Origin of the sequence: Kitasatospora sp. NPDC002551 (assembly GCF_040296005.1) — a bacterium.
GTDB lineage: Bacteria > Actinomycetota > Actinomycetes > Streptomycetales > Streptomycetaceae > Kitasatospora.
The window spans coordinates 142,203-163,781 of record NZ_JBEOWI010000006.1; the positions used below are offsets into that span (position 1 = coordinate 142,203).

Here is a 21,579-nt window from a genome sequence, read left to right on the forward strand (position 1 = left end):
ATGTCCAAGCCCCTGCCCACCGCCGTGCGCACCTACCTCACCGCGCTGCGCGCCCTGCTGGTCCTGACGGTGCTCCTCGGCATCGCCTACCCGCTGCTGGTCACCGGCGTCGCCCAGGCCGTCTTCAACGACCAGGCCAACGGCTCGATCGTCGAGGCCGACGGCAAGGAGGCCGGCTCCAGCCTGCTCGGCCAGAACTTCAACCTGCCCAAGCAGGACCCGAACGACGCCGACGAGGCCCCCCGGCCGGACCCGCAGTGGTTCCAGCCGCGGCCCGGCGCCTACGACCCGAAGGCCTCCGGCGCCTCCAACCTGGGCCCCAACAGCGAGGACCTCACCAAGACCGTCGAGGAGCGCCGCCAGGCCGTCGCCGCGTTCGACGGCGTCGACCCGGCGAGCGTCCCGGCCGACGCGGTCACCGCCTCCGGCTCCGGCCTCGACCCGCACATCTCCACCGCCTACGCCGAGCAGCAGGTCGACCGGGTCGCCGGTGCCCGCGGCCTGCCGGCGGACACCGTCCGCAAGCTGGTCGGGAAGTACACCGACGGCCGCTCGCTGGGCTTCCTCGGACAGCCGGGCGTCAACGTCGTCCTGCTGAACAGGGCTCTGGAGGACCAGAAGTGACGGCCGTTCGGCCGAGCACCTGAGACGGGCCGATCCGGGCCGGGGAGACACCCCGGGCCCGGGTCGGCCCGCCGTCCGTCCCCCGTACGCCGCAGACGACGAAAGAGCAGCGCCCATGGCCCGCGACCTCACCCCCGGCACCGGCCACCGACGCGGCCGGCTGAGGGTGTACCTCGGCTCCGCCCCCGGTGTCGGCAAGACCTACCGGATGCTGGACGAGGCACGGCGCAGACAGGACCGCGGCGCCGACGTCGTCGTCGGCTACATCGAGTGCCACGGCCGCCGGCACACCGAGTCCATGCTGCACGGCCTGGAGGTCCTGCCCCGGGCCCACCGCTCCTACCGGGACGCCGACTTCGAGGAGATGGACCTCGACGCGGTGATCGCGCGCCGGCCCGCCGTCGTGCTGGTCGACGAGCTCGCCCACACCAACGTCCCCGGCGGGCGCAACGGCAAGCGCTGGCAGGACGTCGAGGAGCTGCTGGACGCCGGGATCGACGTCATCACCACCGTCAACATCCAGCACCTGGAATCGCTGAACGACGTCGTCCAGAAGATCACCGGCATCCCGCAGCGCGAGACCGTCCCGGACGAGGTGGTGCGCCGGGCCGACCAGATCGAACTCGTCGACATGGCCCCCCAGGCGCTGCGCCGCCGGATGGCCCACGGCAACGTCTACAGGGCGGAGAAGGTGGACGCCGCGCTCTCCCACTACTTCCGGGTCGGCAACCTCACCGCCCTGCGCGAACTCGCCCTGCTCTGGGTGGCCGGGCGGGTCGACGAGGGCCTGCGCGACTACCGGGCCAGCCACAACATCGACCGGGTCTGGGAGACCCGCGAGCGCGTCGTGGTCGCCCTCACCGGCGGACCCGAGGGCGAGACGCTGATCCGCCGCGCCGCCCGCATCTCCCGCCCGTCGCCCACCGCCACCCTTGGCCGAGGCGCTTCGCGCCGCCCCTCTCTCCGCACCGCCGGCGGCGACCTGCTCGCCGTCCACGTCACCCGCAGCGACGGCCTGGCCGGCGCCTCCTCCGGAGCCCTCGCCCAGCAGCGGCAGCTGGTGGAGACCCTCGGCGGCAGCTACCACGTGGTCGTCGGCGACGACATCCCCACCTCGCTGCTCGCCTTCGCCCGCGCCCACGACGCCACCCAGCTGGTGCTCGGCACCAGCCGGCGCGGCCGGATCACCCGCTTCCTCACCGGCCCCGGCATCGGCGAGACCACCGTGGACGCCTCCGAGGACATCGACGTCCACATGGTCACCCACGAGTTCACCGGCCGCGGCCGGCTGCCCGCGCTCGGCCGCCGCCACTCCCGGCGGCGCACCGTCGCCGGCTTCCTCGCCGGCCTGGTGGTGCCCTGGCTGCTGACCGCGCTGCTCTCGCAGTTCCACGAGACCGTCAACCTCACCACCGACGCGCTGATCTTCCAGCTCGGCGTGGTGATCGTCGCCCTGCTCGGCGGCGCGACCTCGGCCCTGCTGGCCTCGCTGGTCGCCTCGGTGCTGCTCAACTACTTCTTCATCCCGCCCGTCCACGACTTCACCATCGGCGAGACCAACAACATCATCGCCCTGGTGGTCTTCGCCGCCGTCGCGCTGACCGTCTCCACCGTGGTCGACCACGCCACCCGGCTCACCGCCCGGGCGGCCCGGGCCACCGCCGAGGCCGAGACGCTCTCCACCCTGGCCGGCAGCGTGCTGCGCGGCGCCGACGCGCTGCCCGCCCTGCTGGAGAAGTCCCGTACCGCCTTCGGGATGCGCACCGTCGCCCTGCTGGAACGCACCGGCGGCGAGGTGCTGGCCTCCTGCGACGCCTCCGCGGGCGCCGCCGGGGCCGCTCCCGCCGGCGCCGGCGCGGAGCCCGGGCCGGAACGGGACGAGGTGACCACCGAGGTCCCGGTCGGCGCCGACGCCGTGCTGGTCCTCACCGGCCGCCGGCTGCCCGCCGCCGACCAGCGGGTCCTCACCGCCTTCGCCGCGCACGTCGCCGCCGCCCTGGAACGCGACCGGCTCGCCGTGGTCGCCGCCGAGGTCGAACCGATCAAGGCCGCCGACCGGATGCGCACCGCCCTGCTCGCCGCCGTCAGCCACGACCTGCGCACCCCGCTGGCCGCCGCCCTCGCCTCGGTCGGCTCGCTGCGCAGCCCCGACGTCGAGTTCTCGCCCGAGGACCAGGCCGAACTGCTCGCCACCGCCGACGAGTCGCTGGTCAAACTCACCCGTCTGGTGGACAACCTGCTCGACATGAGCCGACTCCAGGCCGGCGCGCTCACCCTGCACCTCGCCGAGACCCACCTCGACGACATCCTGCCGCGCGCCCTCGACTCGCTCGCCGACCCGTACGCGCCCGTCCAGCCGCTCGATCTGGAGACCGTGCCGCCGGTGCTCGCCGACCCGCCGCTGCTGGAACGGGTGCTCGCCAACGTGATCACCAACGCCCTGCGGCACAACGCGCCCGGCGCGCCCGTGCTGGTCGCCGCCAGCCACCTGCGGGACCGCGTCGAGCTGCGGGTGATCGACCGCGGCCCCGGCATCGCCCCCGAGGACCGCGACCGGGTCTTCCTGCCCTTCCAGCGCCTCGGCGACACCGACAACACCACCGGCGTCGGCCTCGGCCTCGCGCTCTCCCGCGGCCTGGCCGAGGCCATGGGCGGCAGCCTGGAGGTCGAGGACACCCCCGGCGGCGGCACCACCATGCTGCTCACCCTGCCCGCGGCGCACGCGCCGTCGGCCGACCACCCCGCGGAGGCCCCCGCGTGAGCGAGATCCTCGTCGTCGACGACGAGCCGGCGCTGCTGCGCACCCTGCGGATCAACCTGGGCGCCCGGCAGTACGCCGTCCGCACCGCCGCCACCGGCGGCGAGGCCCTGGACCGCGCCGCGCGCAGCGCCCCCGACGCCGTCCTGCTCGACCTCGGCCTGCCCGACCTGGACGGCATGGACGTGCTGCGCGGCCTGCGCCGCCGCAGCGCGGTGCCGATCATCGTGCTCTCCGGCCGCTCCGGCGCCGCCGACAAGGTCGACGCGCTGGACGCGGGCGCCGACGACTACCTCACCAAGCCGTTCCTGATGGAGGAGCTGCTGGCCCGGCTGCGCGCCGTGCTGCGCCGCCCGCCGGTCGCCGGCCCGGCGCCCGCGCCGGTGATCGGCGACCACACGGTGGACCTCGACGCCACCACCGTGACCGGTCCGGACGGCCCGGTGCGGCTCACCCCGACCGAGTGGCGGATCCTCGCCCTGCTGCTGGCCAACCCGGGCCGGCTGGTGCCCGGGCGGCAGATCCTGCGCGAGGTCTGGGGGCCGGCCCAGGAGCGGCGCGGCAACTACCTGCGGGTCTACCTGGCCGGGCTGCGGCGGAAGCTGGAGCGCGATCCGGCCCGGCCGCGCCACCTGATCACCGAACCGGGAATCGGCTACCGCTACGAGCCCTGACCGGCCCACGCGTCAACGAGCCGTCAAGAGCGGCCTCCCGAACGACAACAGCCCGTCAAGACCCGCCGGAACCACCCGTTCGCGGGCATAGCGTCAGCGGTGAGGAAGCGGCGTCCCGCTCCATGTGGGGGATGCCTGGGGCGCCGCTTCGCCGCTCCGGCGAGGGGCGCGCGGTGGCCATGCCGCGCGCCCCGATCACTCGTTCGGCCCGCGCCCGTCCGTGCCGTCGGACTGCCGGGGCAGGGCCAGGGCCACGGTGTCGGCGAACTCCCGCACCGCGCTGGTCCGGCTGACCACCCGTCCGCTGTGCACCACCAGCCGGCTGTGCCCGCCCGCCAGCGCCCCGGCCAGGCTGTCCCCGCGCACCGCCAGCAACTCGGCCGGGAAACCGGCGTCCACCCGCACCGGCGGCAGCCCGAGCGCCAGCCGCGCCTGGTTGGACACCGCGTCGTACGCCCCGTCCACGTCCAGCACGCCGCCGGCCGCCAGCAGGTACGCGGCCTCCAGCGGATCGGCCCGACCGACCGGGTTGGCGCCGTCCCGCAGCGACCCGCTGCCGGCCGCCAGCGGCACCCGGGCCTTCACCAGCTCGCGCAGGAGCGCCGGCCGCAGCCCGGAGGGCAGGCCCTCCAGCCCCGCGCAGCCGCCGTTCTGCGGCAGGCAGACCACCCGGACCCCGGCGTTGGCCAGCACCGTCGAGGCGCCCGGCGCGAGCGCGCCGCACGGCCCGAGCACCACCCGGGGCCGCAGCGGTGCCAGCGCCCCGGCCAGCCGGGCGAGGCGGCCCGGGTCGGCGGCGGTGGTGTGCAGGTCCACCGCGCAGTCCGCCTCCCGGGCGGCCTCCAGCAGCAGCTGGACGTAGCCCGCCGGGTCCGGGTCCAGCTCGGGGCAGCCGCCGGCCGCGGTGGCGCCCAGCTTGAGCGCCTCCCGCAGCTGGGCCCGGCCGTCCGCCCCGGCCCGGCCGGTGAGCAGCCGGGGCATCGCCACGGCCTGCAGCTCGGCGAGGCCGCGCAGCGCCTGCTGGGCGGTGAGCACCGCCTCCAGCCGGCGCAGCCCGTGCACGTCGCCGATCCGGACGTGGGTGCGCTGGGCGGTCGCGCCGTAGCCGAGCGAGGTCAGCGCGGCCTCGGTGACCCGCCGGGTGAGCTCGGTGGGGGTCTCCGGCGGGGGCGCGGGCAGCGCGGCGGAGAACGCGACGTCGTAGTGGGCGTGCGCCTCGGCCGGGGCCGGCAGCAGCAGGTAGCCGCGCAGGTCGATCCGGGCCCCGGTGGTGACGGTGGGCCCCCCGGGGAGGGCGGGCAGCGGGCCGAGCCCGCCGGTGGTGCCGACGGCCTGGATCCGGTCGCCGCTGATCCGCACGTCCACCACCCGGCCGTCCGCCAGCCTGGCCCCGGTGAGCAGCAGGACGGGTCCGTGCCCGAGTGGATTGGCGGCCGGGCCGGGTCCGGGGTGCGGCCCGTCGGCGGCTGCGCTGTCCATCGCCAGGCTCCTCGCTCGCGTCCGGCTGCTGCTCGCGTCAATGAGCGACGAGCCTACGGGCGGCGGGCCCGGGGTGCCGGGAGGCGGGCAATAGTCGTATCGGGTCGGGCCGCGGCCGCGGGGGCCGGTCGAACGCCGGGCCTTCGATCGCTCAGCCGTGCGCGCCGCGGACCTGCGGACTTCGCCGCCGGATACGGATTTCACCTCTGGGCGCGGAACGTGTAATCTCTTCCTCGTTCGCCCCTATAGCTCAGTCGGTAGAGCGTCTCCATGGTAAGGAGAAGGTCTGCGGTTCGATTCCGCATGGGGGCTCTGGTGAGAAGGAGTCGGCTTCGGCCGTGCTCCGGATCACTGTGGCGGTGTAGCTCAGTTGGTAGAGCAAGCGGCTCATAATCGCTGTGTCACCGGTTCAAGTCCGGTCACCGCTACCCCGCGTAGTCGGTCGGGAGATCGCACTCCCGGTCGGCTACTCTTGTCTGTGTTCTTATTCATTGTCCAAGGAAGGCACTCCCGTGGCTGCCACCGATGTCCGCCCGAAGATCACGCTGGCCTGCGTGGAGTGCAAGGAGCGGAACTACATCACCAAGAAGAACCGGCGTAACGACCCGGACCGTCTTGAGATGAAGAAGCACTGCCCCCGCTGCAACTCGCACACCGCGCACCGCGAGACCCGCTGACCCTCACCGCAGGGCATCGGGCCTGTGTGAATTCAGGTCTCCGACTCCGGGCCGCATCCCTCACTGGGTTGCGGTCCGGAGTTTTTTTCGTTTGTCCACCGCGTTTCCGAGGAGCTCTGCCGATGGCACTCGACCCCTCCTTCATCGGGCGGACGTACCCGCCCACCGAGCCGTACGAGGTCGGCCGCGAGAAGATCCGTGAGTTCGCCGTCGCCGTGGGTGACGCCAACCCGGCGTACACCGACCCGGAGGCGGCCAAGGCTCTCGGCCACCCGGACGTCATCGCCCCGCCGACCTTCCCCATCGTGCTGAGCATGCGGGCCTCCGCCCAGGTGGTCACCGACCCGGAGCTCGGCCTGGACTACAGCCGGGTGGTGCACGGTGACCAGAAGTTCGCCTACACCCGCCCGGTGCGGGCCGGTGACCGGCTGACCGTCGTGGTCACCGTCGACAACATCAAGTCGCTGGCCGGCAACGACGTGCTCACCGTGCGCGGCGAGATCGCGGACGAGTCCGGCGAGCACGTGGTGACGTCCGTCATGACCCTGGTGGCCCGGGCCGCCGACGAGAAGGCGGGGGAGTGAGCCCGATGACGGTCCGCTACGACGAGGTCGAGGCCGGCACCGAGCTGCCGGCGCAGTCCTTCCCGGTGACCCGCGCCACTCTGGTGCAGTACGCGGGGGCCTCCGGCGACTTCAACCCGATCCACTGGAACGAGAAGGTCGCCCTGGAGGTCGGCCTGCCCGACGTCATCGCGCACGGCATGTTCACCATGGCCGAGGCGGTCCGGGTGGTCACCGACTGGGTCGGCGACCCGGGCGCGGTGGTCGAGTACGGCGTCCGGTTCACCCGCCCGGTGCCGGTGCCCAACGACGGCGCCGGCTCGGTGATCGAGGTCACCGGCAAGGTGGCCAAGCTGCTCGACGACCGCAAGGTGCAGGTCGACCTGGTGGCGACCTACGCGGGCCAGAAGGTGCTCGGCATGTCCCGGGCGGTCGTCCGGCTGGCCTGAGCGCAGCCCCGGCGGGGGAGCGTACGGGGCCCCCGTACGCTGGGGGGCGTGCTGGAAGAACTCGACGCCCCCCTCGCCCCGCTGACCACGCTGCGGCTCGGCGGCCCGGCCCGCCGCCTGGTGACCGCGCACACCGACGACGAGGTGATCGCCGCCGTCCGCGCCGCGGACGCGGCGGGGGAGCCGCTGCTGGTGATCGGCGGCGGCTCCAACCTGGTGATCGGTGACGCCGGCTTCCCCGGCACCGTCCTGCGGATCGCCACCACCGGCTTCGCCCTGGACGGCACAACGCTGGAGCTGGCGGCCGGCGAGGTCTGGGCCGACGCGGTGGCCCGCACCGTCGAGGCGGGCCTGGCCGGCATCGAGTTCCTGGCCGGCATCCCCGGCTCGGCCGGCGCCACCCCGGTGCAGAACGTCGGCGCGTACGGCCAGGAGGTCGCCCAGACGGTCACCGAGGTGGTCGCCTACGACCGCCGCACCGGCGAGAGCGTCACCCTCGGCAACGAGGCCTGCGCCTTCTCCTACCGGCACAGCCGCTTCAAGGCGGACCCGGAGCGCTACGTGGTGCTGCGGGTGCGCTTCGCGCTGGAGGACGCCGCCGGGCGCTCCACCCCGGTCCGCTACGCCGAGGTCGCCAAGCACTTCGGGGTGGCCCAGGACGAGCGGGTCGGCCTGCGCGAGGCGCACGACGCGGTGCTCGGCCTGCGGGCGGGCAAGGGCATGGTGCTGGACGCCGCGGACCACGACACCTGGTCGGCCGGCTCCTTCTTCACCAACCCGGTGCTGAGCGCCGAGCAGTACGCCGCCTTCCTGGCGGTGGCCGCCGGGCGCGAGCTGACCGCCCCCGCCTACCCGGCGCCGGACGGTCGCACCAAGACCTCGGCCGCCTGGCTGATCGACAAGGCCGGGTTCGGCAAGGGCTACGGCAGCGGCCCGGCGACCCTCTCCACCAAGCACACCCTGGCGCTCACCAACCGCGGCGCCGCCACCACCGAGGACCTGCTCGCCCTGGCCCGGGAGATCCGGGACGGCGTGCGGGCGGCCTTCGGGGTGGAGCTGGTCAACGAGCCGGTCATGGTGGGCGTCAGCCTGTAGTGCCCGCTCAGGCGGTCAGCCAGGTGTCGATGTCGGCCAGCAGTTCCTTCCTGACGCTCTCCGGCGCGCACGAGCCGCGCACCGACTGGCGGGCCAGCTCGGCCAGCTCCTGGTCGGAGAAGCCCAGGACGTCACGGGCCAGGTCGTACTGGGCGGCGAGCCGGGTGCCGAACAGCAGGGGGTCGTCGGCGCCGAGCGCGAGCGGCACCCCCGCGTCGAACAGCCGCCGCAGCGGGACGTCCCCGGGGTTCTCGTAGACGCCGAGCGAGACGTTGGAGGACGGGCAGACCTCGCAGGTGATCTGACGGTCGGCCAGCCGCTGCATCAGCCGCTCGTCCTCGGCGGCGCGCACGCCGTGGCCGATCCGGCCGGCGCCGAGGTCGTCCAGGCAGTCCCGGACGGACTCCGGGCCGGCCAGCTCGCCGCCGTGCGGGGCGGCCAGCAGCCCGCCCTTGCGGGCGATGTCGAAGGCCCGGTCGAAGTCCCGGGCCAGGCCGCGCCGCTCGTCGTTGGAGAGGCCGAAGCCGACCACGCCCCGGTCGGCGTACCGGACGGCGAGGCGGGCCAGCGTCCGGGCGTCCATCGGGGACTTCATCCGGTTGGCGGCGACCAGGACCCGGATGCCGACCCCGGTGGCCGCGGCGGCGTCGTCCACCGCGTCCAGGATCAGCTCCAGGGCGGGGATCAGGCCGCCCAGCCGGGGTGCGTAGGAGGTCGGGTCGACCTGGATCTCCAGCCAGCGGGAGCCGTCCCGCCGCTCGTCCTCGGCGGTCTCCAGGACCAGCCGGCGGATGTCGCTCTCGTCGCGCAGGCAGGAGCGGGCGGTGTCGTAGAGGCGCTGGAAGCGGAACCAGCCGCGTTCGTCGGTGGCCCGCAGCTTGGGGGGCTCGTCGGAGCTGAGCGCCTCCGGCAGCCGGACCCCGTGCTTGTCGGCCAGTTCGAGCAGGGTGGCCGGGCGCATCGAGCCGGTGAAGTGCAGGTGCAGGTGGGCCTTCGGAAGGTCCCTGACGTCTCGCGGGTTCAGCAGGCGTTCCATTCACGAATCCTGCCGCATCGGGGGGTGCTACGGGAACCGCCCTCTTTCCGTCCCCCGAAGGGGTGAAAAGAGGGCGGTCCGGTCAGCGGCGGCCGACCTGGTTCTCCGAGGGTCAGTCGCGCGCTTCCGACAGCAGCTTCTGGATGCGGCCGACGCCCTCGGCGAGGTCGGCGTCGCCCAGCGCGTAGGAGAGCCGCAGGTAGCCGGGGGTGCCGAAGGCCTCACCGGGGACGACCGCGACCTCGGCCTCGTCCAGGATCAGCGAGGCCAGCTCGGCGGAGGTCTGCGGGCGCTGCCCGCGGATCTCCTTGCCCAGCAGGGCCTTGACCGACGGGTAGACGTAGAACGCGCCCTCGGGCTCGGGGCAGACCACGCCGTCGATCTCGTTGAGCATCCTCACGATGGTGCGCCGGCGCCGGTCGAAGGCGGTGCGCATCTCGTGCACGGCCGAGAGGTCGCCGGCCACGGCGGCCAGGGCGGCGCGCTGGGCCACGTTGGAGACGTTCGAGGTGGCGTGCGACTGCAGGTTGGTCGCGGCCTTGACGACGTCCTTGGGACCGATCACCCAGCCCACCCGCCAGCCGGTCATCGCGTAGGTCTTGGCGACGCCGTTGACCACGATGGTCTTGTCGGCCAGCTCGGGCAGCAGGGCCGGCAGCGAGGTGAACTCCGCGTCGCCGTAGACCAGGTGCTCGTAGATCTCGTCGGTGAGCACCCACAGCCCGTGCTCCAGCGCCCAACGGCCGATCGCCTCGGCCTCGGCCCGGGTGTACACCGCGCCGGTCGGGTTGGACGGCGAGACGAACAGCACCACCTTGGTGTTCTCGGTGCGGGCGGCCTCCAGCTGCTCGACCGAGACCTTGTAGCCGGTGGTCTCGTCGGTCACGACCTCCACCGGCACGCCGCCGGCCAGCTGGATCGACTCGGGGTAGGTGGTCCAGTACGGCGCCGGGACGATGACCTCGTCGCCCGGGTCGAGGATCGCCGCGAACGCCTCGTAGATCGCCTGCTTGCCGCCGTTGGTCACCAGCACCTGGGAGGCGTCCACCGCGTAGCCGGAGTCGCGCAGCGTCTTGGCCGCGATCGCCTCCTTGAGCTCCGGCAGGCCGCCGGCCGGGGTGTAGCGGTGGTTCTTCGGGTCGCGGCAGGCCTCGACGGCCGCCTCGACGATGTAGTCCGGGGTGGGGAAGTCCGGCTCGCCGGCGCCGAAGCCGATGACCGGACGGCCGGCCGCCTTCAGGGCCTTGGCCTTGGCGTCCACGGCGAGGGTGGCGGACTCGGCGATGGCGCCGATCCGGGCGGAGACGCGGCGGTCGGCGGGGCGGACGGAACTGTCGGGCTGCGGGGTGGAAGCGCTCATGCCTGCATCGTCGCAGACCGCACACGGGCCGGGCATGGCGGTTTCACCATATGTACGGGGCCGTCCACATCGCGGCCGGTGGGGCCCGGGTGACGGCCGGAAAAGAAGAGGTTCGACCAAACGCCCTCCGACCACGTACACTCACTGCTCGACGGACACCGAGCGAACCGGATCCTCCGCCGCCGTGCAGAACCTGTACGGGGATCAGCGGAAGATGCGGTAGGTTGGTGGTCGCTACTGGGGCCGCGAGGTTCCGTAGGGCAATAGCTCAATTGGTAGAGCACCGGTCTCCAAAACCGGCGGTTGGGGGTTCAAGTCCCTCTTGCCCTGCTGCTTGATCCGTATTCAGCCCGTTCGCTCCGAAGAGCGAGCGGGCTTGATGCGGAGAGGGCGCCGATCAGCACCGTTAGCCGGCCGCTCGTGCCCTTCTCGGGCACGCAGTCGACGTCCGGCAGGACCCGGATTCAGGTGAGGACGAGTGACGGAGACCACGGGCTCCACCGCAACGCCTGAGAGCGGCAACCCCGAGGGGACCGACGGCGCTGCCGAGACCACGCCCGCTGAGGGCGAGTCGCGCCGCAAGCGCTCTGGCGACAAGAAGTCCGGCAAGCGCGGCAAGAAGGGCGTCTTCGCCCGGCTCGCGCTGTTCTACCGGCAGATCATCGCCGAGCTCCGCAAGGTCGTGTGGCCGACCCGCAACCAGCTGATGAGCTACACCAGCGTCGTGGTCGTGTTCGTCGTGATCGTGATGGCCTTCGTGTGGGGCCTCGACTACGGCTTCGCCAAGGCCGCCCTCTGGATCTTCGGCTGACACAGCCGTCCACCTTCGAATCAGCTTCCCCGACCCGGGCCGGTCCTCGGCCCGGGTCGAGCTGTCTGCGTCGGCGGGACGAGGCCGCTACCGTTGACTCGGTACTGTTGAAGTCTCCGGGGCGAACGTCCGGCGACCGCGTGAGCGGAGCGTCGCCGGTCCGTCGCGGAGCGCGCCACCTTCACCATCTCCAGGAAAGAAGCAGCCACCGTGTCTGAGTCCCCCCTGTACGACGCCGACGAGACCGTCCGCGCGGCGGATGTCGCCGCCGAGGACGCGGCCGAGCTGGCTGACGACGTCGAGACCGACGAGCAGCAGATCGTGGACGCCGTCGACGCCGACGAGGACGAGACCGAGGCCTACGACGAGGCCGAGGCCGGGGAGTCGGCCGAGGAGGCCGCGCTGCACGTGGAGTCCGACGAGGAGCCTGCCGAGGAGGCCGCCGCCGAGGAGGCCGACGAGACCGAGGCCGAGCCGGCCGTCGAGGTCGACCCGGTCGCCAAGTTCCGCGAGGACCTGCGGTTCATGCCGGGCGAGTGGTACGTGATCCACACCTACGCCGGCTACGAGAACCGGGTGAAGCAGAACCTGGAGCAGCGCGCCGTCTCCCTCAACGTCGAGGAGTACATCTTCCAGGCCGAGGTGCCGCAGGAGGAGGTCGTCCAGATCAAGAACGGCGACCGCAAGACCATCCGCCAGAACAAGCTCCCCGGCTACGTCCTGGTGCGCATGGACCTCACCCCGGAGTCCTGGGGCGTCGTGCGCAACACCCCCGGTGTCACCGGCTTCGTCGGCAACGCCTACGACCCGTACCCGCTGACCCTGGACGAGGTCGTCAAGATGCTCGCCCCCGACGTGGAGCGCCAGGCCGCGAAGGAGGCCGGCAAGCCCTCGCCGGTCAAGCCCAGCGAGATCCAGGTGCTCGACTTCGAGGTCGGCGACTCGGTCACCGTCACCGACGGCCCGTTCGCCACCCTGCAGGCGACCATCAACGAGATCAACCCCGACTCGAAGAAGGTCAAGGGCCTGGTCGAGATCTTCGGCCGGGAGACCCCGGTCGAGCTCTCCTTCGACCAGATCCAGAAGAACTAGTCGTACGGTCTTCGGATTCGGGGCGGGGCCGAGGGCCCCGCCCCGAATCCGTTTTGGTCCAGCGACGCCGAGGCGTTAGCCTGGTCCGATGTGTGTGCTGGCGACCGGGTGTCGCCCCGGATCGGCACACACCAGCAATCACCTCTCGGAAGGACCCGGAGAGACATGCCTCCCAAGAAGAAGAAGGTCACGGGGCTTATCAAGCTCCAGATCAACGCCGGTGCGGCCAACCCGGCTCCGCCGGTCGGCCCCGCGCTGGGTCAGCACGGCGTCAACATCATGGAGTTCTGCAAGGCCTACAACGCCGCGACCGAGTCGCAGCGCGGCATGATCGTGCCGGTGGAGATCACGGTCTACGAGGACCGTTCCTTCACCTTCATCACGAAGACGCCGCCGGCCGCGCGCCTCATCCTGAAGGCCGCCGGTATCGAGAAGGGCTCCAGCGAGCCGCACAAGACCAAGGTCGCGAAGCTCACCAGCGCCCAGGTCCGCGAGATCGCCACCACGAAGATGCCCGACCTGAACGCCAACGACCTGGACGCCGCGGCGAAGATCATCGCCGGCACCGCCCGGTCGATGGGCATCACCGTCGAGGGCTGATCACCCCTTCTCGTTCCCCGTGGTAGGGCCTGCGCTGGCCCGTGAATACCACAACTCCCATCACCATTCAGGAGCAGCTATGAAGCGCAGCAAGGCCCTGAAGGCCGCGGACGCCCAGGTCGACCGCGAGCGCCTTTACGCCCCCCTCGAGGCCGTCCGCCTCGCCAAGGCGACCAGCACCAGCAAGTTCGACGGCACCGTCGAGGTCGCCATGCGTCTGGGCGTCGACCCGCGCAAGGCCGACCAGATGGTCCGCAGCACCGTGATCCTCCCGCACGGCACCGGTAAGACCGCTCGGGTCCTGGTCTTCGCGACCGGCGAGCGTGCCGAGGCCGCGCGTGCTGCGGGTGCCGACATCGTCGGTGCCGACGAGCTCATCGACGAGGTCGCCAAGGGCAAGCTGGACTTCGACGCCGTCGTCGCCACCCCGGACCTCATGGGCAAGGTCGGCCGTCTCGGCCGCGTGCTCGGTCCCCGTGGCCTGATGCCGAACCCGAAGACCGGCACCGTCACCCCCGATGTCGCCAAGGCCGTCAACGACATCAAGGGCGGCAAGATCGAGTTCCGCGTCGACAAGCACTCGAACCTGCACTTCATCATCGGTAAGGCCTCCTTCACCGACGAGCAGCTGGTCGAGAACTACGCCGCCGCGCTGGACGAGGTGCTCCGCGCCAAGCCGTCCGCCGCCAAGGGCCGCTACATCAAGAAGACCGCGTTCTCGACCACCATGGGCCCCGGCATCCTGGTGGACCCGAACCGCACCCGCAACCTCCTCGTCGAGGAGGACCCGGCCGCGGTCTGATCGCAGTCGACGTCCGTACGGCGGGCCCGTACCCCCTTCGCCGGGGGTGCGGGCCCGCCGTCGTTTCCCGATCGATACCCCCGGCGGGGGGAACCGGCCCGCGGTCCGTCGTACGCTCGCCCGGTCCGCCCGCGCGCTCCCGCCCCCAGGGGGCGCCGCCGTCCGACCGCCGGAGAGTGCCGTGCCCGCCCTTCGCCCCGCCGCCAAGGGGGCGGCCCTGCTGATGCTCGCCGCCGGCCTGACCGCCTGCAGCGTGCTGGCCGTCTCCGGTGACCGCACCCCGATCAGCGACCGCCCCACCGTGCGCCCGCCCCGGCAGGTGCTGCTGTCCGCCTCCCAGCGGCTGGACGACGCCGGCGGGGCCAGGGTCCAGGTGGTCCAGGAGGGCCCGGCCGGGCGGCGCAGCGCCGACGGGGCGCTCTCCTGGGGCGCCCACGACACGGCCGAGCTGACCGTCACCGACGAGCTGGGCACCGGACGGCTGCAGGGCCGGAACGGCGCGCTGGAGCTCGGCTACCCGGGAGCGGCGTCCAGGACGGCGGAGCGGGCCGGGGCGGAGTCGCTGGACCCGCGGGCGGCGGCGAACGGCGCGAACGGAACGGCCGGCTGGGCGGGCGGCTGGATCACCGGCCTGCTGTCCAACCCGGGCGGCCCGGCGCGCGCGATGGCGCTCGCCGGCAAGCTCACCCCGCTCGGCGGCGAGCAGTTGAACGGTGGGACGGTCGCGCACTACCGCGGCACCGCGTCACCGGCGGACTACTTCGGCGCCGACGAGGGGCTGAGCCCCGCCCGGCTGACCGAACTGCTCGGCTACTACGAGCGGAACGGGGTCGGCACGCTCGAGTACGACTTCTGGGTGGCCCCCGGGGACCGGCTGCTGCGGGTGCGCTCCACGGTCCGCGGCGCGGCCGGCGCGGTGGTGACCACCACGGACGTCGCCGAGGGCGCCGAGACCGCCACCGAGCCGTCGGCCGACCCCTCCGCCACGCCGGTGCCGTAGGGCCCGCGCGGCGGGTCGTGCGGCCGAGTGGCGGGGGGTGCCACCGGGCCGCGCGAGGCCGGGTGGCAAGGTGGGCGGGACGCAGTGTTCGGACGGGGAGGCGTGGATGGCGGTGCGGCAGCGGCTGGCGGCGGTGGTCACCGTCGCGGTGCTGGCTGCCGGGTGCAGCTCGGCCGGCACCCCGGAGCCGTCCCCTTCGTCGAGCGCGCCCGGCTCCCCGACGCCGACGCCCAGCAGCGCCTCGCCGACCTGGCCGGCCAAGCCGACCGACCGCTCCCCGCACGGGGTGCTGCTCTCCTCCCAGCTGGCGATGCAGACCGCCCGCCGGGCCAAGGTGAGCTACCGGCTGGGCGCGGACGCCGGCTCCGGGCCGCTGTTCTGGCAGCCGAAGACCGCGCTCCAGGTCAAACGTTCCACCCCGGCCGCCGCCGAGCAGCTGATCGTCGTGGACACCGTCGCCTACGAGGGCGGTGACGCGGCCACCGCGGCCCGGCAGGGCGGCAGGCACTGGGAGCGGTTCGCCGGGCCGCAGGGCCCGGACGGGCACCGGGAGATCCCCTACGCGGGGCTGATCGACCTGCTCAATCCGGTGGTGGCGCTGGCCGCCGCGACCGCCGACGGGACCACCGCCCAGTACGTCGGCGAGGAGAAGTTCGAGGACTCGACGGTCGAGCACTACCGGGTGACCACCGACGCGGCCCGCTACGCGGCGGCGCAGACCCAGCTCAGCGGGGCCCGCCGGGAGGGCCTGCGGACCGCGCTGGCCCCCGGCGGCTCGGCCTCGCTCACCCTGGACCTCTGGCTGAACGACAAGGACCAGCTGGTCCGGATGGAGCGCACCGGCACCGGGGACAGCGGCCGGCTGGACGATTCGGTGGTCTACACCGAGCCCGGCGGCCCGCTCTCGGTGCAGGCCCCGGCGGAGTCGGACACCGTGGACACCGGCACCCGCAGCGTCTCCCCGCTGGCCCGCTGAGCCCGCCGGGCCCGGTCCGCCGGGCGCCGGCCGGGGGCGATTTGCCCCGGACGGCGGCGTCCGGCTAGTGTTACCCAAGCCAAAGACCGCTGGTTGTCGCCGTGCACCCGCAAGGGAGTGCGCGACCGAAGGACCTGCGCTTCGCGCGCAGGCAGCCCGCGCAGGACTGTTTGGAGCTTTGACCTCCGGGTCGCGTGCCCCGCACGTGGATCCGTCGAGTTCACGCCGAGCCCCGTGCGCCTGCGCACCGGGGCTCATCTGCTTTTCCGCAGGGGCTTTCCTCCGTCCGGTGGTTCGAGGCGCGAATGGTCGACTCTCGCGGTCGGCCCGACTTCGACATCACGGAAGGAGGCGTACGCCTATGGCTAGGCCCGACAAGGCTGCCGCCGTCGCCGAGATCACGGAGCTTTTCCGTGGCTCGAACGCGGCTGTGCTGACCGAGTACCGCGGTCTCACGGTGAAGCAGGTCAAGACCCTGCGTCGCTCGCTGGGTGACAACGCCCAGTACGCCGTGGTGAAGAACACGCTGACCAAGATCGCGGCCAACGAGGTCGGGATCACGGAGCTGGACGACCTGTTCGCCGGTCCGACGGCTGTCGCCTTCGTCACCGGTGACCCGGTGGAGTCGGCGAAGGCTCTGCGTGACTTCGCCAAGGAGAACCCTGCTCTCGTCATCAAGGGCGGTGTCCTTGACGGCAAGGCGCTGTCCGCCGACGAGATCAAGAAGCTCGCGGACCTCGAGTCCCGCGAGGTGCTGCTCGCCAAGCTGGCGGGTGCCCTGAAGGCCAAGCAGTCCCAGGCTGCCGCGCTCTTCCAGGCCCTGCCGTCGAAGCTCGTCCGCACCGTGGACGCGCTGCGCGACAAGGTCGAGCAGGGCGGTGCCGGTACGCCGGCTCCCGCCGCCGAGGAGACCGCGGCCGAGTAATCGGCCGGGGCCTTGCCTCGCTGCGGGCCCGTACGCCCGCCAACCCGTACATCCGGCACCACCTGCCGATTTAGTGGAAGGACGCCAATCATGGCGAAGCTGACCCAGGACGAGCTGCTCGCGCAGTTCGAGGAGCTCACCCTCATCGAGCTGGCCGCGTTCGTGAAGGCCTTCGAGGACAAGTTCGACGTCACCGCTGCCGCCCCGGTCGCCGTTGCCGGCATCGCCGGCCCGGTCGCCACCGAGGCCGCTGCCGAGGAGCAGGACGAGTTCGACGTCATCCTCGAGTCGGCCGGCGACAAGAAGATCCAGGTCATCAAGGAGGTGCGCACCCTGACCTCCCTCGGCCTGAAGGAGGCCAAGGACCTCGTTGACACCGCTGGTGCCAAGGTCCTGGAGAAGGTTGCCAAGGACGTTGCCGAGAAGGCCAAGGCTGCCCTCGAGGGCGCCGGCGCCAAGGTCACCGTCAAGTGACTCTCCGCCCCCTCTGAGGGGGCTGCGGGCCGGGCCGATCACCCTTGCGGGTGGTCGGCCCGGCCTTTTTCGTACCCGCGTGCGGGCGGCGGGGCCGGCGCCGGACACACCGGTGTGGCCGAACGCCCACTCGGCACTGTCGGTGCGGCCGGGTATGGTGATCGCTGTCATCGGGTGCGGCCCCGACCACGGCTTCTGTAACGCCGGGGTGGTCCGGCGCGATGGAGGGGTCGAGGTCCGCGCCGGAGGCGGGCCCTTGACGAACCTGGCACGGCGCGCGATTCTCAAGGCGCGAGTCCGCCCGGTTGGTCCGCCGCCGGATGCATAACCGGCGGCTCCGGAGGGAAGTGACTCCACGTGAGTCGTGGGGCCCGGCGAGTCCGGGCCGATGCAGTACCCGGCGGGCGTCCGCGCCCGACGGCTACCGGGAGGAGTCTCCGATTCGGTTTCCGAATCAGAGCTGGACAGCAGTGTCGCCTTTGGCTACACTGTCCCTTTGCGCTGCCTGTTAGCTGCTCCGTGACTCGTCGCCCGGAGTCGGCGTTGCCCTGAAGGGGTCTGGCATCGCCTCCGCAAAGCGGCTCTGACCTGGGGTTTCGACCTCGGCAGAGGCCAGTGGCGAGGAGGCGGGACCAAGCCCGTGAAGGCCCGGCTGGTACGCGCGTAGTGAGCTCCGAGCCCTCGGAAGGACCCCCCTCTTGGCCGCGCCGCGCAACGCCTCGAACAATTCCGCCGCATCCACCGCCCCGCTCCGCGTCTCGTTCGCGAAGATCAAGGAGCCCCTCGAGGTCCCGAACCTCCTGGCCCTGCAGACCGAGAGCTTTGACTGGCTGCTCGGCAACGCGGCCTGGAAGTCCCGCGTCGAGGAGGCGCTGGAGAACGGTCTGGACGTCCCCACCAAGTCCGGTCTGGAGGAGATCTTCGAGGAGATCTCCCCGATCGAGGACTTCAGTGGGTCGATGTCCCTGACCTTCCGCGACCACCGTTTCGAGCCGCCGAAGAACTCCATTGACGAGTGCAAGGACCGCGACTTCACGTTCGCGGCCCCGCTCTTCGTCACGGCCGAGTTCACCAACAACGAGACCGGTGAGATCAAGTCTCAGACGGTCTTCATGGGCGATTTCCCGCTCATGACCCACAAGGGCACGTTCGTGATCAACGGCACCGAGCGTGTCGTCGTCTCGCAGCTCGTCCGCTCCCCGGGTGTGTACTTCGACTCCACCCTGGACAAGGTCTCCGACAAGGAGATCTACTCCTGCAAGGTCATCCCCTCGCGTGGTGCCTGGCTGGAGATGGAGATCGACAAGCGCGACATGGTCGGCGTCCGCATCGACCGCAAGCGCAAGCAGTCGGTCACCGTGCTGCTCAAGGCGCTCGGCTGGACCAACGAGATGATTCTCGAGGAGTTCGGCGAGTACGAGTCGATGCGCGCCACCCTGGAGAAGGACCACACCCAGGGCCAGGACGACGCGCTGCTGGACATCTACCGCAAGCTGCGTCCGGGCGAGCCGCCGACGCGCGAGGCCGCGCAGACGCTGCTGGAGAACCTGTACTTCAACCCGAAGCGCTACGACCTCGCCAAGGTCGGCCGCTACAAGGTGAACCGCAAGCTCGGCAACGCCGAGTCGCTGGACTCCGGTGTGCTCACCGAGCCCGACATCATCAACGCGATCAAGTACCTGGTCAAACTGCACGCCGGCGAGGTCGACTGGCGTGACGAGACCGGCCGCGACATCGTGGTCGAGGTCGACGACATCGACCACTTCGGCAACCGCCGCCTGCGCAACGTGGGCGAGCTCATCCAGAACCAGGTCCGTACGGGTCTCGCCCGTATGGAGCGCGTCGTGCGCGAGCGCATGACCACCCAGGACGTCGAGGCGATCACGCCGCAGACCCTGATCAACATCCGGCCGGTCGTCGCCTCCATCAAGGAGTTCTTCGGCACCAGCCAGCTGTCCCAGTTCATGGACCAGACGAACCCGCTGTCGGGCCTGACCCACAAGCGCCGTCTGTCCGCCCTCGGCCCCGGCGGTCTCTCCCGTGAGCGCGCCGGCTTCGAGGTCCGTGACGTGCACCCCTCGCACTACGGCCGCATGTGTCCGATCGAGACCCCCGAAGGCCCGAACATCGGTCTGATCGGCTCGCTGGCCTCGTACGGCCGGGTCAACGCGTTCGGCTTCATCGAGACCCCGTACCGCAAGGTCGTCGACGGCGTGGTCACCGAGCAGGTCGACTACCTGACCGCCGACGAGGAGGACCGCTACGTCATCGCCCAGGCGAACGCCCCGCTGACCGCGGACCTGCACTTCGCCGAGCCCCGCGTCCTGGTCCGCCGCCGTGGTGGCGAGATCGACTACATCCCGGGCACCGAGATCGACTACATGGACGTCTCGCCGCGCCAGATGGTGTCGGTCGCGACCGCCATGATCCCGTTCCTCGAGCACGACGACGCCAACCGCGCGCTCATGGGCTCGAACATGATGCGCCAGGCGGTGCCGCTGCTGAAGAGCGAGGCCCCGCTGGTCGGTACCGGCATGGAGTACCGCTGCGCCGTCGACGCCGCCGACGTCATCACCGCCGAGAAGGCGGGTGTCGTCCAGGAGGTCTCGGCCGACTACGTCACCGTGGCCAACGACGACGGCACGTACACCACGTACCGCGCCGCCAAGTTCACCCGCTCGAACCAGGGCACCGCCTTCAACCAGAAGGTGCTCGTGGACGAGGGCGCCCGGGTCGAGGTCAACCAGGTGCTGGCCGACGGCCCGTGCACCGACGAGGGCGAGATGGCCCTCGGCAAGAACCTGCTCGTGGCGTTCATGTCGTGGGAGGGCCACAACTACGAGGACGCGATCATCCTGTCGCAGCGCCTCGTGCAGGACGACGTCCTCTCCTCGATCCACATCGAGGAGCACGAGGTCGACGCCCGTGACACCAAGCTCGGCCCCGAGGAGATCACCCGGGACATCCCGAACGTCTCCGAGGAGGTCCTCGCCGACCTCGACGAGCGCGGCATCATCCGCATCGGCGCCGACGTCGTCACCGGCGACATCCTGGTCGGCAAGGTCACCCCGAAGGGCGAGACCGAGCTGACCCCGGAGGAGCGCCTGCTCCGCGCGATCTTCGGCGAGAAGGCCCGTGAGGTCCGCGACACCTCGCTGAAGGTCCCGCACGGTGAGTCCGGCAAGGTCATCGGCGTGCGCGTGTTCGACCGCGAGGAGGGCGACGAGCTTCCCCCGGGTGTCAACCAGCTGGTCCGCGTCTACGTGGCCCAGAAGCGCAAGATCACCAACGGTGACAAGCTCGCCGGCCGTCACGGCAACAAGGGCGTCATCTCCAAGATCCTGCCGGTCGAGGACATGCCGTTCCTGGAGGACGGCACCCCGGTCGACATCATCCTCAACCCGCTGGGCGTCCCGTCCCGAATGAACCCGGGACAGGTCCTGGAGATCCACCTCGGGTGGCTCGCCAAGCAGGGCTGGGACGTCTCCGGCCTCGCCGACGAGTGGGCCAAGCGCCTGCAGGTGATCGGCGCCGACAGCGTCGAGGGTGGCACCAACCTCGCCACCCCGGTCTTCGACGGCGCCCGCGAGGACGAGATCACCGGTCTGCTGGACCACACCACGCTCACCCGTGACGGCGAGCGCCTGGTGAACTCCACCGGCAAGGCCCGGCTGTTCGACGGCCGCTCCGGCGAGCCGTTCCCGATGCCGATCTCGGTCGGCTACATGTACATCCTCAAGCTGCACCACCTGGTCGACGACAAGCTGCACGCCCGCTCGACCGGTCCGTACTCGATGATCACCCAGCAGCCGCTCGGTGGTAAGGCGCAGTTCGGTGGTCAGCGCTTCGGTGAGATGGAGGTGTGGGCCCTTGAGGCATACGGCGCCGCGTACGCGCTGCAGGAGCTGCTCACCATCAAGTCCGACGACGTTCTCGGCCGCGTGAAGGTCTACGAGGCCATCGTCAAGGGCGAGAACATCCCCGAGCCCGGCATTCCCGAGTCCTTCAAGGTCCTCATCAAGGAAATGCAGTCGCTCTGCCTCAACGTGGAGGTGCTGTCCTCGGACGGCCAGTCCATCGAGATGCGGGACTCCGACGAGGACGTCTTCCGCGCCGCCGAGGAGCTCGGCATCGACCTGTCCCGGCGCGAGCCGAGCAGCGTCGAAGAGGTCTGACGGAGGTGG

At 71.7% G+C, this 21,579-nt stretch carries 19 protein-coding genes and 3 tRNA genes; 19 read left to right on the forward strand and 3 right to left on the reverse strand.

What is annotated here, in order from left to right; all coding sequences use genetic code 11:
• From kdpC to ABT093_RS08560, 3 genes are all read left to right on the forward strand, one after another.
• On the forward strand, positions 1-624 hold the full coding sequence (kdpC, locus tag ABT093_RS08550; RefSeq protein WP_350561827.1) for a potassium-transporting ATPase subunit KdpC: 624 nt from the start codon (positions 1-3) through the stop codon (positions 622-624).
• Positions 625-739: 115 nt separating this feature from the next.
• Positions 740-3,385 carry an ATP-binding protein gene (locus tag ABT093_RS08555; RefSeq protein WP_350561829.1) on the forward strand — a complete coding sequence of 882 codons (2,646 nt, stop codon included), beginning with the start codon at positions 740-742 and terminating at the stop codon, positions 3,383-3,385.
• Complete coding sequence (locus ABT093_RS08560) at positions 3,382-4,056, forward strand: response regulator (protein WP_350561831.1); 675 nt, start codon at positions 3,382-3,384, stop codon at positions 4,054-4,056. Before ABT093_RS08555 ends, ABT093_RS08560 begins: the two co-directional genes overlap by 4 nt.
• A 195-nt stretch (positions 4,057-4,251) precedes the next feature.
• Here the strand turns inward: ABT093_RS08560 and ABT093_RS08565 are convergent, their stop codons facing one another.
• Complete coding sequence (locus ABT093_RS08565; RefSeq protein WP_350561833.1) at positions 4,252-5,535, reverse strand: amidohydrolase family protein; 1,284 nt, start codon at positions 5,533-5,535, stop codon at positions 4,252-4,254.
• A 239-nt stretch (positions 5,536-5,774) separates the two neighbouring features.
• On the opposite strand from ABT093_RS08565, the gene ABT093_RS08570 reads away from it, so the two are divergent.
• The 6 genes from ABT093_RS08570 to ABT093_RS08595 all read left to right on the forward strand — a co-directional run bounded on the left by ABT093_RS08570 (position 5,775) and on the right by ABT093_RS08595 (position 8,319).
• Positions 5,775-5,847 (forward strand) — tRNA-Thr (locus ABT093_RS08570).
• 43 nt (positions 5,848-5,890) lie between these two features.
• Positions 5,891-5,963, forward strand: a tRNA-Met gene (locus ABT093_RS08575).
• Positions 5,964-6,047: 84 nt separating this feature from the next.
• Positions 6,048-6,212 carry a 50S ribosomal protein L33 gene (gene rpmG / locus ABT093_RS08580; protein ID WP_006604855.1) on the forward strand — a complete coding sequence of 55 codons (165 nt, stop codon included), beginning with the start codon at positions 6,048-6,050 and terminating at the stop codon, positions 6,210-6,212.
• A 122-nt stretch (positions 6,213-6,334) separates the two neighbouring features.
• A complete protein-coding gene (locus tag ABT093_RS08585) occupies positions 6,335-6,796 on the forward strand; it encodes an FAS1-like dehydratase domain-containing protein (protein WP_350561835.1) in 462 nt (153 codons plus the stop codon).
• A 5-nt stretch (positions 6,797-6,801) separates the two neighbouring features.
• Complete coding sequence (locus tag ABT093_RS08590; RefSeq protein WP_350561837.1) at positions 6,802-7,224, forward strand: MaoC family dehydratase; 423 nt, start codon at positions 6,802-6,804, stop codon at positions 7,222-7,224.
• Between the two features lie 51 nt (positions 7,225-7,275).
• On the forward strand, positions 7,276-8,319 hold the full coding sequence (locus tag ABT093_RS08595) for a UDP-N-acetylmuramate dehydrogenase (protein WP_350561969.1): 1,044 nt from the start codon (positions 7,276-7,278) through the stop codon (positions 8,317-8,319).
• Between the two features lie 7 nt (positions 8,320-8,326).
• On the opposite strand, the gene ABT093_RS08600 is transcribed toward ABT093_RS08595, so the two are convergent.
• Complete coding sequence (locus ABT093_RS08600; protein ID WP_350561839.1) at positions 8,327-9,355, reverse strand: adenosine deaminase; 1,029 nt, start codon at positions 9,353-9,355, stop codon at positions 8,327-8,329.
• A gap of 112 nt (positions 9,356-9,467) precedes the next feature.
• Positions 9,468-10,715 (reverse strand): pyridoxal phosphate-dependent aminotransferase, encoded by a 1,248-nt coding sequence (locus ABT093_RS08605; RefSeq protein WP_350561841.1) that lies wholly within the window; start codon positions 10,713-10,715, stop codon positions 9,468-9,470.
• A 257-nt stretch (positions 10,716-10,972) separates the two neighbouring features.
• Between ABT093_RS08605 and ABT093_RS08610 the strand changes: the two genes are divergently transcribed.
• The 10 genes from ABT093_RS08610 (at position 10,973) to rpoB (ending at position 21,570) form a co-directional block, all read left to right on the forward strand.
• Positions 10,973-11,045 (forward strand) — tRNA-Trp (locus ABT093_RS08610).
• Between the two features lie 148 nt (positions 11,046-11,193).
• Entirely contained in the window at positions 11,194-11,526 is a 333-nt protein-coding gene (secE, locus tag ABT093_RS08615; RefSeq protein ID WP_350561843.1) for a preprotein translocase subunit SecE, read from the forward strand.
• Positions 11,527-11,736: 210 nt separating this feature from the next.
• Positions 11,737-12,618: a transcription termination/antitermination protein NusG gene (gene nusG, locus ABT093_RS08620; protein WP_502884161.1), complete on the forward strand. Its 882-nt coding sequence runs from the start codon at positions 11,737-11,739 to the stop codon at positions 12,616-12,618.
• Between the two features lie 165 nt (positions 12,619-12,783).
• The gene (gene rplK, locus ABT093_RS08625; RefSeq protein ID WP_350561845.1) at positions 12,784-13,218 is read left to right on the forward strand and encodes a 50S ribosomal protein L11; all 435 of its coding nucleotides are present in this window, start codon (positions 12,784-12,786) and stop codon (positions 13,216-13,218) included.
• A gap of 79 nt (positions 13,219-13,297) precedes the next feature.
• Entirely contained in the window at positions 13,298-14,020 is a 723-nt protein-coding gene (gene rplA, locus ABT093_RS08630; RefSeq protein ID WP_344342459.1) for a 50S ribosomal protein L1, read from the forward strand.
• 181 nt (positions 14,021-14,201) lie between these two features.
• A complete protein-coding gene (locus tag ABT093_RS08635; protein ID WP_350561848.1) occupies positions 14,202-15,020 on the forward strand; it encodes a hypothetical protein in 819 nt (272 codons plus the stop codon).
• A gap of 106 nt (positions 15,021-15,126) precedes the next feature.
• Positions 15,127-15,996: an SCO4651 family lipoprotein gene (locus ABT093_RS08640; protein ID WP_350561850.1), complete on the forward strand. Its 870-nt coding sequence runs from the start codon at positions 15,127-15,129 to the stop codon at positions 15,994-15,996.
• A 361-nt stretch (positions 15,997-16,357) separates the two neighbouring features.
• Complete coding sequence (gene rplJ / locus ABT093_RS08645; RefSeq protein ID WP_344342466.1) at positions 16,358-16,921, forward strand: 50S ribosomal protein L10; 564 nt, start codon at positions 16,358-16,360, stop codon at positions 16,919-16,921.
• Between the two features lie 90 nt (positions 16,922-17,011).
• A complete protein-coding gene (rplL, locus tag ABT093_RS08650; protein WP_350561852.1) occupies positions 17,012-17,395 on the forward strand; it encodes a 50S ribosomal protein L7/L12 in 384 nt (127 codons plus the stop codon).
• 698 nt (positions 17,396-18,093) lie between these two features.
• On the forward strand, positions 18,094-21,570 hold the full coding sequence (rpoB, locus tag ABT093_RS08655) for a DNA-directed RNA polymerase subunit beta (RefSeq protein ID WP_350561854.1): 3,477 nt from the start codon (positions 18,094-18,096) through the stop codon (positions 21,568-21,570).
• The last annotated feature ends 9 nt before the right edge of the window (positions 21,571-21,579 follow it).